The 16,512-nt window shown below is 56.4% G+C and carries 14 protein-coding genes; 10 read left to right on the top strand and 4 right to left on the bottom strand.

The window, feature by feature from the left end; translation table 11 throughout:
• Positions 1–74: 74 nt before the first annotated feature.
• The 3 genes from G583_RS0102370 to G583_RS0102360 all read left to right on the top strand — a co-directional run bounded on the left by G583_RS0102370 (position 75) and on the right by G583_RS0102360 (position 3,260).
• Positions 75–1,274 carry a cytochrome P450 gene (locus G583_RS0102370; protein WP_022869594.1) on the top strand — a complete coding sequence of 400 codons (1,200 nt, stop codon included), beginning with the start codon at positions 75–77 and terminating at the stop codon, positions 1,272–1,274.
• A gap of 81 nt (positions 1,275–1,355) precedes the next feature.
• Positions 1,356–2,729 carry an MFS transporter gene (locus tag G583_RS13750; RefSeq protein WP_022869593.1) on the top strand — a complete coding sequence of 458 codons (1,374 nt, stop codon included), beginning with the start codon at positions 1,356–1,358 and terminating at the stop codon, positions 2,727–2,729.
• A 108-nt stretch (positions 2,730–2,837) separates the two neighbouring features.
• Entirely contained in the window at positions 2,838–3,260 is a 423-nt protein-coding gene (locus G583_RS0102360) for an SseB family protein (protein WP_022869592.1), read from the top strand.
• A 96-nt stretch (positions 3,261–3,356) separates the two neighbouring features.
• Here the strand turns inward: G583_RS0102360 and G583_RS0102355 are convergent, their stop codons facing one another.
• The gene (locus G583_RS0102355) at positions 3,357–4,115 is read right to left on the bottom strand and encodes a SurA N-terminal domain-containing protein (protein WP_022869591.1); all 759 of its coding nucleotides are present in this window, start codon (positions 4,113–4,115) and stop codon (positions 3,357–3,359) included.
• A gap of 144 nt (positions 4,116–4,259) precedes the next feature.
• Entirely contained in the window at positions 4,260–5,285 is a 1,026-nt protein-coding gene (locus G583_RS0102350) for a LacI family DNA-binding transcriptional regulator (protein WP_029629198.1), read from the bottom strand.
• 154 nt (positions 5,286–5,439) lie between these two features.
• Between G583_RS0102350 and G583_RS0102345 the strand changes: the two genes are divergently transcribed.
• Genes G583_RS0102345 through G583_RS0102330 form a run of 4 tightly spaced genes read left to right on the top strand, consistent with a single transcriptional unit; the run spans position 5,440 to position 10,629 of the window.
• Positions 5,440–7,101, top strand: a complete 1,662-nt coding sequence (locus G583_RS0102345) for an HAD-IA family hydrolase (RefSeq protein ID WP_029629197.1) — start codon at positions 5,440–5,442, stop codon at positions 7,099–7,101.
• 49 nt (positions 7,102–7,150) lie between these two features.
• Positions 7,151–8,053, top strand: a complete 903-nt coding sequence (locus G583_RS0102340; RefSeq protein WP_022869590.1) for a hypothetical protein — start codon at positions 7,151–7,153, stop codon at positions 8,051–8,053.
• Positions 8,054–9,790 carry an ABC transporter ATP-binding protein gene (locus tag G583_RS0102335; protein ID WP_022869589.1) on the top strand — a complete coding sequence of 579 codons (1,737 nt, stop codon included), beginning with the start codon at positions 8,054–8,056 and terminating at the stop codon, positions 9,788–9,790.
• Positions 9,790–10,629: an energy-coupling factor transporter transmembrane component T family protein gene (locus tag G583_RS0102330; protein ID WP_022869588.1), complete on the top strand. Its 840-nt coding sequence runs from the start codon at positions 9,790–9,792 to the stop codon at positions 10,627–10,629. The genes G583_RS0102335 and G583_RS0102330 overlap by 1 nt, the downstream gene beginning before the upstream one ends.
• Positions 10,630–10,722: 93 nt before the next feature.
• On the opposite strand, the gene G583_RS0102325 is transcribed toward G583_RS0102330, so the two are convergent.
• Both G583_RS0102325 and G583_RS0102320 read right to left on the bottom strand, forming a co-directional pair.
• Complete coding sequence (locus G583_RS0102325) at positions 10,723–11,454, bottom strand: PIG-L deacetylase family protein (protein ID WP_022869587.1); 732 nt, start codon at positions 11,452–11,454, stop codon at positions 10,723–10,725.
• Between the two features lie 6 nt (positions 11,455–11,460).
• Positions 11,461–11,781, bottom strand: a complete 321-nt coding sequence (locus G583_RS0102320; RefSeq protein ID WP_022869586.1) for a putative quinol monooxygenase — start codon at positions 11,779–11,781, stop codon at positions 11,461–11,463.
• Positions 11,782–12,015: 234 nt separating this feature from the next.
• On the opposite strand from G583_RS0102320, the gene G583_RS0102315 reads away from it, so the two are divergent.
• The 3 genes from G583_RS0102315 (at position 12,016) to glnT (ending at position 16,476) form a co-directional block, all read left to right on the top strand.
• Positions 12,016–13,596 (top strand): ATP-binding protein, encoded by a 1,581-nt coding sequence (locus tag G583_RS0102315; RefSeq protein ID WP_022869585.1) that lies wholly within the window; start codon positions 12,016–12,018, stop codon positions 13,594–13,596.
• 86 nt (positions 13,597–13,682) lie between these two features.
• Positions 13,683–14,552: a catechol 1,2-dioxygenase gene (gene catA, locus G583_RS0102310; RefSeq protein ID WP_022869584.1), complete on the top strand. Its 870-nt coding sequence runs from the start codon at positions 13,683–13,685 to the stop codon at positions 14,550–14,552.
• 529 nt (positions 14,553–15,081) lie between these two features.
• Complete coding sequence (glnT, locus tag G583_RS0102305) at positions 15,082–16,476, top strand: type III glutamate--ammonia ligase (protein ID WP_022869583.1); 1,395 nt, start codon at positions 15,082–15,084, stop codon at positions 16,474–16,476.
• Positions 16,477–16,512: the final 36 nt, after the last annotated feature.

Here is a 16,512-nt window from a genome sequence, read left to right as displayed (position 1 = left end):
TACTACGCAATATATGACGCAAATCACGCTCGAATCACATCGTTGTTTCGGAAAACGCCTTTAGGAGTTGCACTATGACTACAACACCCAGTCGGACGAACCTCCCTGTTGCACAGTGGTTTGATCCACAGGAAGCGATGGTCGACCCATACCCCCAGTATGAGCGGCTCCGCGAAGTGGGACCTGTAGTTTATGCTCCTGCGGTGGCGAGGGTTTTGGTCACGACCCACGAAGCAGTGAAGGAAGCCGAACATCATCCGGAAATCTTTAGCTCGTATTCAGAGACAAACTTGACCATGATGCGGGCCATTGGGGCCCGGCCGATGTTGCGTAAAGACGATCCAGAGCACGCGACTGAACGTCAGGCGATTAACCCAACGTTGCGTCCACGAGCTATCAAGAATTTATGGTCTCCGAAGTTCAAAGAAACTGTTGAAAAATGGTTGGACTACCTCATAGAAAAAGGCCCCGCCGATGCAGATATAAATGTTGATTTCGCAGCCCCGGTTGCAAGCCAGAATCTTATTGACCTTTTGGGATTCCCTGAGTCTGTGGGAGTCGAGGACATGAGCAGATGGTCAATAGATTTTATTGCTGGCACCGGCAATCTGCTGGACGATCAGGAGATTTGGCGACGTTGTGACCAGAGCCGGGAAGAGGTAGACGAGATCCTAGACGATCTTTTGCCTCGATTGCGTAAACAACCAGACGGTTCAATCACTTCCCACCTGCTAGAAGTTGGACTGCCTGAAGAATCAGTCAGGGCAAACGCAAAACTCACAATCTCTGGCGGCATGAACGAGCCGCAGCATATGATCTCCAACATGGTGTGGGCTTTATCGAAACATCCACAACAGCGAGACCTACTGCTGGACGGAAGCGCCCAGTGGAATCATGCCTTTGAAGAAACAGTCCGTTGGCAGTCTCCCATCGGGATGATACCTCGGGAGGTCGCAGCCGACACCGAATTCTTCGGGGTGCATCTGGAACAGGGAACGAATGTAGGGCTCCTCTTGGCGAGTGCCAACCGGGATAGCCAGGCATTTGTCGACCCAGATACATATGATATCCGTAGAGCTGCCGGGGGACACCTTGGTTTCGGTAGTGGAGTCCACCTTTGTGCAGGCAAATTGGCTGCCAAGAATGCTATAGCCGAACATGCTCTACCTCGGTTGTATGAGCGTTTACCGAACCTGGAGCTTGATCCGGTGCGCCAGCCGAAATGGCACGGCTGGGTTTTCCGGGGACTTACAACGTTGCCGGTCACCTGGTAGAAGCGCGACGTATAAAATTAACCGCTGCGTTCACGGGTGCGAAGAGTCCCACGAATACAGCTCAAAATTGAGGAAAAGAATATGACAGCACAAGCGCAGAGTCACAAGGCTGGTTTCTCCCGTGAACAGAAACGTGTTCTTGGGGGAACACTGGTCGGCACCACCGTCGAATGGTACGACTTCTTTATTTATGCAAACGCCGCAGCCATTATTTTTGCGGGACAATATTTCGGTCCAGTCGGTCAAGAGAACCCCCAGTTGGCGCAGTTACTCTCGTATGCATCAGTGGGGATATCATTTCTCTTTCGCCCGCTGGGAGCGGTCATTGCAGGCTGGGTCGGCGATAAGTTCGGTCGGCGTATGGTCTTGATGCTCACCCTTGGGCTCATGGGTGTGGCCACCACACTCATCGGTTTGCTGCCTACCTATGCAACTCTTGGTGTGTGGGCGCCGATTACGCTGATTCTGCTGCGGATTCTGCAGGGTGTATCAGCCGGCGGTGAGTGGGGAGGTGCCGCGTTGATGGCCGTGGAGCATGCTCCAACGCCTAAACGTGGACTCTTTGGCGCCTACCCGCAGATTGGTGTGCCGCTCGGGATGCTCCTGGCTTCCGCTATCCTCGGCGTCTGTTCGATGGTACTTACCGAAGAGCAATTCCAGCAGTGGGGCTGGCGAGTCCCCTTCCTTTTATCATTTATTCTGATTTTCGTTGGCTACTATATTCGTCGCAAAGTAGCTGAGACTCCGGTGTTCCAAGAGCTTCGGAACAGTGCCACGCAAACCAAGACACCACTAAAGCAGCTTTTCCAAGATGATTGGCGGACTGTCATCAAGGCTGCACTTGCGTTTGCTGGGAATAACGCAGCCGGCTATATGGTCACCGGCGGTTTTGTCTTAGGGTATGTGACTTCGACTCACGGTGTCTCGGAAAGCGACATGTTGATGTTGGTCTCCGCTGCGGCCGCGGTCTGGATATTCACCACGCTGTTTGCAGGTGTGATTTCGGACCGCATTGGTAGGCGTCCAACATATTTGATTGGCTTCGGATTCCAGGTTGTCTGGTCGATCCCGATGTTCCTCATGATCGACACGGGGAGCATGCCTCTGATCGTATTTTCTGTCATGGTCTTCACGATTCCGATCGGTTTGAGCTACGGTCCACAATCTGCCATGTACTCAGAAATGTTCCCTTCGCGTACTCGGTTGTCTGGCGTTTCAATTTCTTATGCCATCGGCGCTGTTATTGGTGGCGCGTTCGCTCCCACCATCGCGCAGTATCTGACCGGCGCAACCGGATGGGTTGGATCAGTGGGTATCTACTTGACCCTTATGGCAGTTATCTCTGGTCTAGCAATCTTGTCGATTCGCGAACCGAAAGGTGCTCCTTTGACTCCTGAACAAGAGAACCAGGCTCGTCAGGTCGAGCGCGCATCAGAGCGTATAGCAGAACAATAAAGCCGACGATGCTCAACGATTTCACACGAGGCCTTGTATTGCGTAGCGTGGAGGTCGTTATGCCTGTGGACAGCAGGTCCCCGATGAAAGAATAATTGAGGTATTGAGATGACACAGGACGCAGGATTTCCAGAGCAGACGGACCTACGAGAAAAGCTGATCACAGCGACTTCAGGCGAGACAAGCAATGAGCACGTCGTGGATGTCGTCAATGCCTTTTTGAACTCACAGGTGGTCTTCCCATCCGTGGATCAGGCCGGCGAAGATGGCTCGGTCAGCCCACTGATGTTACAGGACACCGAAGGCAATCCGGTGATGCCGCTGTTCACCGATCCAGAAGGCATTCCGGAAGATTTCACCGAGGCTGCCCCACATGTGAGTGTGGTCCCGGGTTCGGCGATTATTCAGTCTGTGACAGACGCCGGCATTGTGCTTGACTTTGGTGCCGACCACCAGTTCGGACTTGCCCAAGAGCAGATCGAAGCGGTCCGTAACGAAATCGTTTCCCAGATGGGTCAAGAACAAGAATAAGAGACTTCTTCAAATAGCTTCGGCCGCGGTGCACGGTTTTACCCGTACACCGCGGCCGAAGTCTTTTCATGCACCGGGGCTGACGTGATCGTCAGTTTAGATATGTGTTTCGATCTCAGCGTCCTCACGGAGTGTCTCCAAATGAGCTGAGACGGCTTCGTTTTCCTTCTGCTGGGCGGCCTGTTCCTCGAGGTCGGGTTTCAACTCTTCAAAGGATGGGACCTCTTGTTCCTGGCCTTCTTCCATTTGCTCATTCATGGCCTCGAGCTGTTCGACCTGAGTGTCGTATATTTCCTTGATGTCTTCATCTGATGGTTCTTCAACGTCAACGGTTTCGACGACCTGGTCCATGAGCACTTCCTTGCGGACGTCTTCACGAACACGTTCTTCGTCGAGGCCTTGTTCTTCAAACTGCGTCACCAGTTCATCAGATGATTCCATGCCATTTTCCTCAGCCATGGTCGAAAGATACTCATCGACGTCCTCGTCGGAGGCTGTGAAGTCCTGCTCTTCGGCTTCATTGACCAGCAGCTCGCTGTTGATCATCATCTCCAGAGCCTGCTGCTTAATTTCATCCTGATCCGGTTCCTCGCCGGTCATCTGGGACTGCATGGACAGTTGCTGGAACTGTGCTTCGTAGTTCTGCGAGAATTCTTCACCGGAGATCTCTTCGCCATCAATTTCCGCAACGACATCTGGAATGTTTTCAAGATCCGGTTCCGGCATCGCCTGTTGACCCTGTTCCTGGCTCTGTTCGGCCTGGCCGCCGTCCTCTTCTTCACCGTCTGCTCCGCATGCTGCCAGGGTGAAGGCCGCAGCGGCTGCTGCGAGACTCAAAAGCAACTTCTTCGGCATTTTCAGCACTTCCTAACGTTGAAATCGTGATTCTCGGTGACATTAGCAAAGGAGGCTGAGTGTCATGCCCAGCAGATATTCAGCCCATACTCAGCAGCGCCGTCTCCAACAGTCACACGCTGTGGGGCTCAATCGAGGATAAGTTCAGGCAGTTGACGAATTGCGTTGCACTAACTGTGGCGTCATAATCTCCACGCGATATTCGGTGCGCCCTGCAATGCGCTGCAAAAGGTACCGCATTGCAAGGCTGCCCATGTCGTTGCGGGGTTGATCCACGCTGGTCAACCCCGGGCGCATCGTCGAGGCCACAGTGGAATTGTTGTAACCCACCAGCGCCATATCCTGTGGAACCCGCAGTCCGCGGTCCAATGCTTCCCCGAGCAGTCGGATTGCGGTGCCATCGGTTGCCACAAATAGCGCGGTCGGAGCATCTTTGCTCGGTGTTTCGGCCACTAGGTCAAAGACTCGTTGCGCAAATCCTGGATCCTTCGGAAAATCTGTGGGCAGTTGCCACCGATAGTCCAGACCCAAACGTTGCATCGTTTGCTCATATGCGGCCCCGCGTGCGCGGACTGCTGCCTGGGTTGACGTGGCGATAAAACCGATACGGCGGTGGCCCTGAGTGTGCAGGTGCTCAATGGCTAGTGCGCCGCCAAGTTCGTCGTCGTTATGGATCACATCCACGAATTCGCTGGCACCAGTTGGTCGCCCTACCACCACCACTGGACGGCGGCGAGCCGCATCGTCCAAGACTGCTTGCGGAACTCTAGAGGACACCACAATGAGCCCGTCGACACCCAACTGCAACATGCGTTGCACTCCACGGGCCAGGTGGTCAGGATCGCGCCGACCGTGGGTCACCAGCACTTCATAGTCTTCTTGGGCTGCCTCATCCTCGATGCCGACCACCACATCAGCGTTGTAGGCGCTGGCAATATCGGTTGCTACGACACCTATCAAACGCGTGCGGCCTCGAACCAGCGAACGGGCCCATGGATTGGAGGTGTAGCCAATCTGATCGGCGGCCTTCAGGATTTTGGCACGGGAGGTTTGACTGACGCCGGATTTATTGGACAGGGCTAGTGACACTAACGATTTCGAGACACCGGCGGCACGTGCCACATCAATGATGGTCGGGCGTGAGCGTCCGGGGGGTGCAGAGGATTCCATGCTGCTACTTTTAGCATGATTCACCGCCAAGATCAGACAGTTTGTGCTTTCCGTAGCCGAAAATCCTGGAACGTTCCAAAAGATAGCTGGAACGTTCCAGATTGTTCACCTGGCTGACACGCTCAAGTCAAGATGGGCTCTTAGGCTCAGAGCCATGAGTTCACTGATTACCTCCAATGTCGCCGCGCTTGCCGCGACAGCGACCGACACCACGACCCCCACTGCATCCGGCTTGCCGTCACCGCAGGCCATTCTGCTGGACTTTGGGGGAGTCATCTTCGAAACTTCGAAATATCCAGACGGCCGCGATCGGCTGGCTGCGTTCTATGCCAACCTGCTGGCCGACATCAATATCGACTACACCGTTGGACGGTTACGTGAAAGCATTGATGCCGGACTGAGCGCGCTGAAATCCTGGAAAAACGCCTCGAGTCGCACGCTGACACCTCGCGAACTGACCCATCGCGAAGTGATTACAGAGTTCATGATGTCCGATTTGCCAGCCGGTCTGCGAGAATTTCTTGGCAGTCATGCTCACGAGCTGGTCAAACAACAAAACTTCCTGATCTCGGATCATCACCTGCGCCCTGGAATCCCCGAGCTCATTGCAGCGTGTGCCCGGCGCAAGATCCCGTTAGGCATCGTTTCCAATGCACATTCCGGAGCCTCACACCGCCAGATCCTTGCTGACCACGGATTGGACCACGCGTTTTCGGTCCAGGTCTACTCCGATGAAGTCGGCATCCGAAAACCACACCCCCAGATGTTGACGTTGGCCGCCAACGCACTCGATGTAGAACTAGGGGCCTGCTGGTATGTCGGCGACACCCAGGATCGTGACGTGGTCGCCGGCCGTCGAGCCGGAGTCGGCGCCGTCGTACTGACCCGCTGCCATCACACCGATACACCGCCATTTGCGGTACGAGATCGTGCCGACGTCATCCTGGATACTCCCAGCGGACTGGTGAACCTGTTAGCACAAGCGACCCAGCAGACTCCAGCGCCACCCGAACCTGCCGGAGACAAACCACCCAGATTCGCATTGCTCATCGACCACGGTGGCGTGATCTCCCACTCGCAGGACGATCCGGAAGCCCAGGCAGAGTTCGTAGACGAACTCGCCGATCTGATGCGACCGGTTGACGGTGTGAATGACCCGCATCAGCTTGCTGCCAACATCCTGGCCAACGCGACCGCGGGCCATCGCCACGGCAAACGCGAACGCCAAGAGCGCGGTGACCACAGCGAGGTTACCCCCGCGACATTCTGGGGCACCTACGGTGCCAAACACCAGAAACCAGCGGTTGCCGCATTGCTACGCTGCGAAGCCCCTCGACTCATGGCCCACTGGGGTCAAGCAAAATCCCGCCGCATCATGCGGTCGGGAGTAGACGAGCTCATGGCCTGGTGTACCGAGCAGGGATATCCCGTGGTCGTGGTGACCAATACCGTCTCCGGTGCTGCCGTGCGTGCTCAACTGCAAAAACACGGCCTTGCGCAATACGTCACAGCCGTTGTGGCCTCTGACGAAATCGGTTTACGGAAACCACATCCCGCCATCGTCCAAGCCGCCCTGGATATCGCAGACGCCGACCTACACCACACCTACTTCCTTGGAGATAAACCCCAAACCGATGGACTCGGGGCCCAGGCCTGCGGCATTGGACAGCGCGTCCTTGTACGGGGTGGCAGCACCGCAGAGTCCGCACTTCAAGCGGCACTTGATCAAAGCGTTGCGACCCACATTGTTGATACACCCCGCGACTTGCTGCCGATCATGCAACAGGCAGCCGCACACCACCGAACACTGTCCTAAACCCGTCTCAGCCACACTCCACAGCATTTTGAAAGGCAGAACTCCTCATATGAACGCCGTATACCAGCGCGCAGGCACACTGCGCGGTGCCACAACAGCAGGCAACAAACCCCGTTATGACCTCTCCAACCCGCAAAAACTTATGATCTTCGTCTTGTCGATGGCACTGTTTGGCCTGTCGAACATCCTGTTGGAAATCATCCCGGACATCCACATTGGCCCCGTTGATATCTCGGTTGCATACTTCGTGTTCATCCCGCTCACCATGGCCGCACTCTTCAGCCCGTTCTGGGTCGCTCTTGGCGCACCGCTTGGTGAAATCATCTTCACCGATCTGCTCATGGGCGACTTCTCAGGCCTGTCTGAAATCGAAGGCTTCATCCAAATGTTCCTGGCCATCTACATCGCTGGATCGGCCATCCGAAACCCAGGCAATGGCGTCCAGATTGCTATCGGCGCCCTGCTGATCGTGGTCGTCGACAAGTTCTTGTCCGCGGCAGTCGACCTGGCCAAAGTCTGGGTCGGAGTTGAAGAAGCCGAATACGTTGAAGGCCTCCCAGAATCCATGCTGCTGCTTGAAGGCGTTGGTTTTGGTGTCGACCTGATCATCTCGGGCATCCTGTTCGGAATCCTGCCGGCCATGTGGCTGATCCCAGCTCTCCACGGCAAGATCGAACCACTTATGGGGATGCGCCCACGCGTGGCTGGTGAACCGATCCCGGGCAAAATGCCAAACTCGGGCCTCTTCGTTGGCGCTGCCGTGTTACTGTCTATCGCCTCATTCTTCTTCGCCTTCCTGGAAGCCTGGGACGTGAGCATCGGTGCCTTTGAACCCGAATTCCTCGAAGAATATGGCAACGGCTTCCTCTGGATCTCCGTGATCGCCATCGTGGTCGTCACCGGCCTGGCCATCATGTTCTTCCGCAAAGCACAACACAAGGACAACCGCTAAATGACCACGACCCCCGCAATTGCCTTACACGACGTGTCATTTCGGTATCCCGGCGCCGACGAGGACACGCTACGAAACGTCAACCTCACCATCGACACAGCAGACTTCGTAACCGTTGTTGGTGGCAACGGCTCGGCCAAGACCACGCTGTGCAAAACCTTCAACGGGCTGGTCCCGCATTACTGGTCCGGCGATTTCGCCGGTGTGACGGAAGTCTGCGGCATTGACACCTATACCTCTAACGTCGCGGAACTGTCCTCGCGTGTGGGCTATGTCTACCAAGACTTCATGAACCAACTGGTCCGGCCAACTGTGCGCGACGAGATTTCGTTTAGCCCCATCAATTTCGGGATGCCCGATCACGCCGAACGAACCGCCGAAGCGCTCGAGATGCTGCGGATTACCGACTTAGCTGACCGGTTCGTGTGGCAACTTTCCGGCGGCGAGGGACATCTCACCGCCTTAGCCTCGGTGCTGGCCATGCGCCCGGAAATCATTGTGGTTGATGAACCCGTCGCTGAACTTGATCCAGCCCGTGCCCTGGAGATATATGAGCGCTTGGAAGTGTTGAACCAGCAGCACGGCATCACCGTGGTCACTATCGAACACCACGCCGAGTTCATTGCCCAGTTCGCCAAATCTGTGGTGCTGATGGACCAGGGGAGCCCCGTCTGGCACCTGCCGGTCCAAGAGGCCGTGAACCGTTCGAGTCAACTGGAAGCACACGGCATCCCGGCACCGCAGGTCGTCCAAGCGGTCCAGGCCCTGGGCTACGATCAATCACCACGCACGGTCAAAGACGCCGCACAGCTGATCGGTCCAGCAGTTGCAACGCTCCAGTCCGATGCCGTAGCGGACCAGGAAGAGCATGCAGCGCAGCGACCGGTGGTTGCTGCAGCGTCCAAGGTGCACCACAGTTACCGCACCGTGAAATCTTCGCTGCAGCCGGTGCTCAACGGCCTGGATTTACAAGTCCATCGGGGCGACCGCATTGCGCTGGTGGGTGGCAACGGATCGGGTAAAACCACCTTGTTGAAACTGCTGTCGGGCATCATGGTTGCGCGTCAAGGCGAGATACAAGTCAATGGAATCAACACCCGATCCCGCTCGGCGACGCGACTGTCCGAGCATGCCGCCTACCTATGGCAGCACCCTCAGCAAATGTTCCTGAAAGAATCCATCGAAGCCGATATTGCGCTGTACCCCAAAGAACGCAAAGTCGCCGACTGGCAACACCTCGTGCAACACACTCTGCAACAAGTACGTTTGACCCAATTCGCTCACCGTGACGGCCGTAGTCTGTCCGGCGGGCAACAACGTCGCGCCACGCTGGCCATCGGCTTGGCCATGCAGCCGACACTCTTGGTGTTGGACGAACCGACTGCCTCATTGGATATCACCAGCCGCGATGCGGTGATTAGCATGCTCGATGAACTCTCGGATGTCATCGCCAGTGCTGTGGTGGCAACCCATGACATGAGCCTGGTGTCGGAATGGGCCAACCGGGTGGTCGTGCTGCGCAACGGTCAGGTCGCCGCCGACCTGACCCCGCGAGCCCTCTTCGACTATCCGGAGCTGTTAGCCGAAGCCCATCTGGTGCCACCCCAAATCGCACAGCTAGGTCAAGCCGTGGGACTCTCACCGGCACCGCTGTCGGTTGCAGAGTTCATTGCCCGGTTTCAACCCGACGAACTGGTCGGGACTGGTTGGACGAAATCAGTAGGGGTGAAACAGTAATGGCCCGTAAGCAACGCGATGTTCTCAGCGTGGAATGGGTCAAACTTGAACTAATTCGTACGGCGTATGCTACTCGCGGTGGCCTCTTTTCGGTTATGGACCCCCGGATGGTGCTGGGTTGGTACCTCATTCTGGCGATCATCCCGTGGTTCACCCACAACCTCACCGTTTTGGCGGTGCTGTTTGTGGTGGCCGCAATCTCGGTTGCCTTGGCCCGGGTCGGCCCACTGATCCTGGCATTATTCGTCTTCGGACTCTTGACCGAGGCCGTTTATATCTTCATTGCAGCAATATTTTTCGGCGGGGATCTCACCACGATCATGGCCCTGCTGGAACTCACTCTGAAACTCGGCACCATCTCGATGGCCTCAATGGCCGCCTTTGTCTCATTGGATCCTGAAAAACTCTCAGATGCTCTCCTGGCACTGCGTGCTCCGGCATTGCTGGCATTTGCCGTCAGCTACGGATATCGAATGCTGCCGATTTTGGTGGAAGAGTTCAACACGGTCTTTGATAACTATCGACTGCGTTCTGCACCGCCCGAGAAACCAGGATTTTTAGGCTTCCGCTCGATTGCGCATTGGATCAAAATGGCCATCTTGGCGTTCTACCCAATTTTCCTCAATACCGCCCAATCCGTGCGGACCACGGTTGAAGCCTTGGAAACCCGAGGTTTCACTTACGCCACCGTCGATCAACGCGGCAGAAATATCCGGCTGGCCTACCTCAAGGTTGGCGCCCTAGATCTGGCGGTTGTGGCCGTGACGATCATCCTGGTGGCCGGCGCCTTCTGGTGTGGTCAGGTGTGGCCCGTGTACCACGTAGACCTACTGCGCTAACAGTTGTCTGCAGTAAAAAGCCGGCGAGCACCTCGATGCTGCAATGCTCGAAGTGCTCGCCGGCTGGTGTGTGCCCAACTGTCGAGGGCGACATTAGTAGGCGGCAAACGCCATGGCGTAGTCCACCCCGGCCCAGCGTCCAGTCTCAGCCAGCATCTGTGGCACAAAGTCGGCCGGAACAGGATGTTCAGGAATATCTGTCAGATATTCCTTATGCGCTGCCAACGACGCTACGGCGTTGTCCACCCCGGTCTGAGAGACCTCCACAAAATGGGTTGGCGCCGTCCCGGTCAACAACATGGTCTGGGTCTGCCACGTGGTCAGCCCCTCGTGAAACTGTTCGGTGAATAACCACTGGTTGCCGGCATCTCGAACCGCATCGATGGTCGCTAGTCCCACCGCACGGTGGTCCGCGTGATCAAGCCCCCAGGCCACCTGCAGCTCGCCGGCGCTACTGACCACGACGTCAGGCTGGAATGCACGGATTTCCCGGGCGATGGCCTTGCGCAACTCCACCCCGTACTCAACGAGCCCGTCGGGAAAGTCCAAGATCGTCAGGTGCTTCACGCCCACGATATCGCAGGCCTGGCGTTGTTCTGCTGCGCGGACCTTGCGAGCTTCGAACGGCGGCCGTTGCATACCTGCCTCACCGGCGGTCACCAGCAGGTAACCGACTTCGATGTTGCGTTCGGTCCACATCGCTACGGCAGCCGAGGTCCCGTATTCTGCATCGTCGGGGTGGGCTACGACCACCAAGACGCGTGTAAACGCACTATCGTCTAAGCGAGCCAGTGCAGGGGCCGTGTGTTCGGTGGGCTGGGACATAGCGAATTAGTTCACTTTCATTTCGCCGAGTTCATCCCAATGCTCGCCTTCGAGCATCATGTTGCGAACTTTTGGGGTTTCCTGCAGCAACTGCGGCAGATCCTCTTGGGCTTGTTTGAAGTGATCCGATGTTACATGGGCTTCGGCAGCATCATCTTGGAATGCCTCCAGCAGCACATATTCGTTGGGATCCTCAACACTGCGTGACCAGTCGAACCACAGATTGCCCGGTTCAGCACGTGTGGCTTCGGTGAAAGCGCGAGTATGTTCGGGCCACTGGTCTGCGTATTCGGGCTTGACCTTGAACTTTGCAGCGATAAAAATCATTGACGTTGCCTCCTAGGCGAAATCCGACGGTGACCGTCTGTGCTGACCACCCACAGTTCTAGCGTGGCACGGCCTGGGGCGTGGAGCAAGTGCTGACACCACTGACATATAGCCTCCACGTATGAATGTAGACAGATCTAGTATTTATACGATCTCAAATCTGTCGGTAGGCTGTACGCATTCTCAAGTGATCACTATCACGTAAGAGGTGGTCGTTGTGCAAGGAGTGCAGAAATGTTTGTGGCCCCAGCAGAGGTCGTATCCGCTACGACGTCGACAGACCTCGAGGTGGCGCGACGCCAAGCGGCGAACTGGCGTTCTCAAGAGATGGGCCTGGCGGAAAAATACTTGACCGACGCTGCGCTCGCAGACCTCGCTGACGCTGCCCGGCAGCTCGACGATGCGACGTTTGCCACAACCGTTATGGCCGTCCAAGCTGCCCGAGCCGGCCAGTTCCAGCCCATCACACATATTGGCGCTGCCGCCGAGATCTTCCGAGAATTTCTCAAGACCGAGCTGATCGACGGATGGCTCTACGTCCAAGAACCCGACGGGTATCTTCACCCGTACTTGGTGATCAGCATTGACATGGAGCATGCTGATCGTACTCGCGAAGCTCGCATCAAGATCACCATGGAAGCCGATAACCCAACCGTCAAGCGGCCCTCCCGTGCGCCTCGCGTCCTGTACTTCGAAGAAACCGAACTCCTAGGCAAGGCCCCCGCAGATGTCTTGACGGGGCACCGGGTATATAAAGAGACGCCACACCTCAAGACGCAGTACACCCAGCGTCGTGAGCAGTTTCAAAACCTCATTGAGCATAGTTTTGGCCAGCAATTCCTGTTCACCGGCCGCGCCATCCGAACCGAAGACTTCCGCAGCGCAAAAGATCGCAAACAACGCAAAGTCGTCCACGACATTGCCCCGGAAGATATCGCCCCGCTGCGAATGGTCACCGCCTCGACGCTCTTTGACCTCGGCGAGCACGGTCAGGTCCCGGTCGTTACCGCAGTGCGCGTCTTTGATCTACTCGCGCAAGATTATCTCGACGTCAATACCGCCGACCTCACTGCCTACGTGTACGACTCCGAGCTGAAAGACAAGCTGGTCTTACCCGAGGACCAGCGCGAGCTGCTGGATATCCTCACCTCCGATATTTCCGTCTTCACCGGCGATATTATTGAAGGAAAATCGGCGGGTAACGTCATTCTGGCGCGTGGGCGCCCCGGTGTTGGCAAAACCTTGACCGCCGAAGTATACGCCGAGATCATCGGCAAACCGCTGTACTCGATCCACACCGGCTCACTGGGTATTACCGCTGATCTTGTGCGCCAGAACCTTGAAGAAATTTTTGCACGTGCAAAACGCTGGGATGCGGTCCTGCTGCTCGACGAGGCCGATGTCTTTGTCTTGGAGCGCGGCTTTGAGCTGGCACAAAATGCCATCGTTGCAGAATTTTTGCGCACCCTGGAGTATTACGATGGGCTGCTGTTTTTGACGACCAACCGCATTCACGGCGTCGATGAAGCGATTCTTGCGCGCTGTGCCGCGGTGATTGACTACTTGCCGCCCACCACAGATGACGCTCGTCAGATCTGGCAGACCATGGCGGCCGAGCACGGGGTCACACTCGAGGCGACCTTGGTGGAAGAACTCCTCGTGGGATTCGAGGGCATCACCCCGCGAGATATCAAAATGGTGCTGCGTCTCGCCTTACGTATGGCCCGGCACCGCGACGTGGAATTATCCATGGAAGTCTTTGCCGCGGCCGCACGTTTCCGCGGGCTAGCACCCCAATTTGAACTCCGGACCTAACCGCATCGACCAAAACTTTCATATTCCAGACCAATAACGGCATGATCAAACCCAGCCGTTGTGCAACACGAAAGAAGGACAACACCATGACAGAACAAGATGGTTACCTCTCTGAAGCACCAGCCGCAGCAACCTCCGGTGGGCTGGCCTCCGAACGGTTCCGTGAACGCGTAGCAGCAAGCCACAGCGGTGTCGTCGACATCGAGCGCGTGGATCGCTTAGCATCACGTGCGGTCAAGGCGCTCAACGACATCGTGCTGGAAGAAGCCGTGAGCTACGACGAATACAACGCCTTCAAAGCCTGGCTCATCAAAGTCGGCGAAGATGGCGAATGGCCGCTGTTCCTTGATGTCTGGTTGGAGCACTCCGTAGAAGATGTTGCCACGGCACACCGCGACGGCTCTAAGGGCTCCATTGAAGGTCCCTACTACATCGAGGATGCACCAGAACTCGAGTGGAACGGCACCATCCCCATGCGTGAAGATGAACCGGGCACGCCACTCAGCTTCTCCGGCCAGGTCCGGGCCGTCGATGGCACCCCGCTCAAAGATGCTCGGGTGGAACTCTGGCACGCCGATAATGACGGCTTCTACTCACAGTTCGCACCGGGCATCCCGGAGTGGAACCTGCGCGGTATCTGGGTGGTCAATGACGAAGGACGCTTCGACATTCACACCATTCGCCCGGCGCCTTACCAAATTCCGACCGATGGCGCCTGTGGTCAGCTCATCGCAGCAGCCGGCTGGCACGCCTGGCGTCCAGCCCACCTGCACTTCAAGGTTCGTGCGCCAGGTCACGAGCTGCTCACCGCCCAGCTGTACTTCCCGGGCGACCCGCACAACGAAGACGATATTGCCTCCGCGGTGAAGCCAGAGTTGATGCTGGCTCCAAAACCAGCCGCAGACGGCAAGGGCGAGAGTGTGGTGTACGACTTCGTGCTCGATCCTGAGGCCTAGTCTTGCTGCACCCAGGTGCTACAAACGTTGCGAGGGGCGGAAACTCCGCCTCTCGTGGCGTTTAATGCTGTTGTGGGTTTTCGCTATTACCGAACCGAAAGTCTCGGGCGTGTAATTCTTTTCGAAACAGGGCTCAGGAATGTTCGACAATACGACTCAGGGCCGCACTCAGGGTTTTCTGTAGTGCTGCGGTTCGTCGCCCCGTGCAACACGCCTCTGACGGAAAGTGTCATGACAGCTTCGATGCTTCCTAGCCCGTGAGAAATATGTGATCTATGCGACATATTTTGGGTCATTATTCTCATATCAAAAACGATCCTTTTGGCAGTGGTAACATGAAAACTTGGTTGTGTCTATACCTAAATGGCGCTCAGCTGGTCCGCAATCTCGTGGTTGACACCGTCGGGAGGGCCTGGAAAAGTAACCTTTGATCACTGAGTCGACCTCAGACATTTACGTCCGAATCAGACTCTTCGCTCGTATGAGCGGGGAGCGACCCTGAGTTCAAGCATCACTGAAGGAGCAGTCCGTGGCACAACCCCAGTCTGTAGAAGATGTCAAAAAACTAATCAAAGAACATGACATTGAATTTATCTTTGCCTCGTTCACCGAAGTGCAGGGTAAATCCAGCGCTAAACTCGTTCCAGCCAGCCAGGTTGACGAGCTGTTCTCCGAGGGTGTTGGTTTCGCCGGCTTCGCCGCCGGTCACATCGGCCAGGGCCCACAGAGCCCAGACGTTGAGATCATTCCTGATCCAACGACCTTCCGCATTGTTCCATGGCAGAAAGGCCTCGCACACGTCATCGGTGACGTCACCGTTGAAGGCAAGCCATGGGAGTACTGCCCACGTACCATCCTGAAAAACCAGATGGAAAAGGCAAAAGAACAGGGCTACGTCTTCAAACTCGGCTTCGAAGCTGAATTCATGCTCGTCGACTTCGACGAAGACGGCAAGCTTGAAGTTGCAGACAAATACGACAACTGGGCCCGTCCTTGCTACGACGTTAAAGCTCTTTCACGTCAGTACGAACTCATGACCACCCTGTCCAAGTACGTCACCGAACTCGGCTGGGAAAACTACGCAGTTGACCACGAAGATGGCAACGGCCAGTTCGAAATTAACGTTACCTTCGCCGACGCTCTTGAGACCGCAGACCGCGCGATCTTCTTCCGCTACATGGTCGACTCCCTGGCCGAACAGCACGGCATGATCGCTACCTTCATGCCGAAGCCATTCACCGATAACACCGGTAACGGCTTCCACTACACCATGAGTCTCTGGGATTCCGAGACCGACGAAAACCTGTTCTTGGACGAAAACGACCCACGCGGCCTGGACCTGTCAGAACTGGGTTACCAGTTCTCTGCCGGTATCCTGGACCACGCACGTGGCTACATGGCCATGGTCGCTCCAACCGTGAACTCCTATAAGCGCCTCAAGGCCGGTACCGAACTCATCCGTACCTGGGTTCCTGTGGCCATCACCTACGGTGGCAATAACCGTACCCAGATGCTGCGCATCGCCCGCTCGGGTGCGATCGAAGACCGTACACCGGACTTCGCAGGTAGCCCATACCTCGGCTTTACCGCTGCCCTGGCCGCTGGCATGGACGGTGTGAAGCGCAAACTGGATCCAGGCGAGCCAAACGACATGGACCTCTACATTGCTCCACAGCAGGAGATCGCGCGTCGCGGCATTCGGATGCTGCCACACTCCCTGATGGAGTCCGTCCACTACCTCAGCAAGGACGACGTCCTGCGCGAAGCATTTGGCGAAGTCCCAATTGACGGCCCATACGGTGAGGCATCCGACGACACCGAAGACTTCGTTGACTACTACGCACGCATCAAGCGCGCCGAGTACCACGAGGTCACCGACGAGGTCACCTCACACGAAATCGATCGCTACCTGCGCTTCCCATAAGCCATCGGGCGTGATCGCGCCCGAAGGCAACGAAGT

This window comes from Yaniella halotolerans DSM 15476, assembly GCF_000420805.1.
In the GTDB taxonomy this organism is placed as follows: Bacteria; Actinomycetota; Actinomycetes; order Actinomycetales; family Micrococcaceae; genus Yaniella; species Yaniella halotolerans.
Note: the sequence above shows the minus strand (reverse complement) of the source record. Positions and strands in the feature narration are given on the sequence as shown.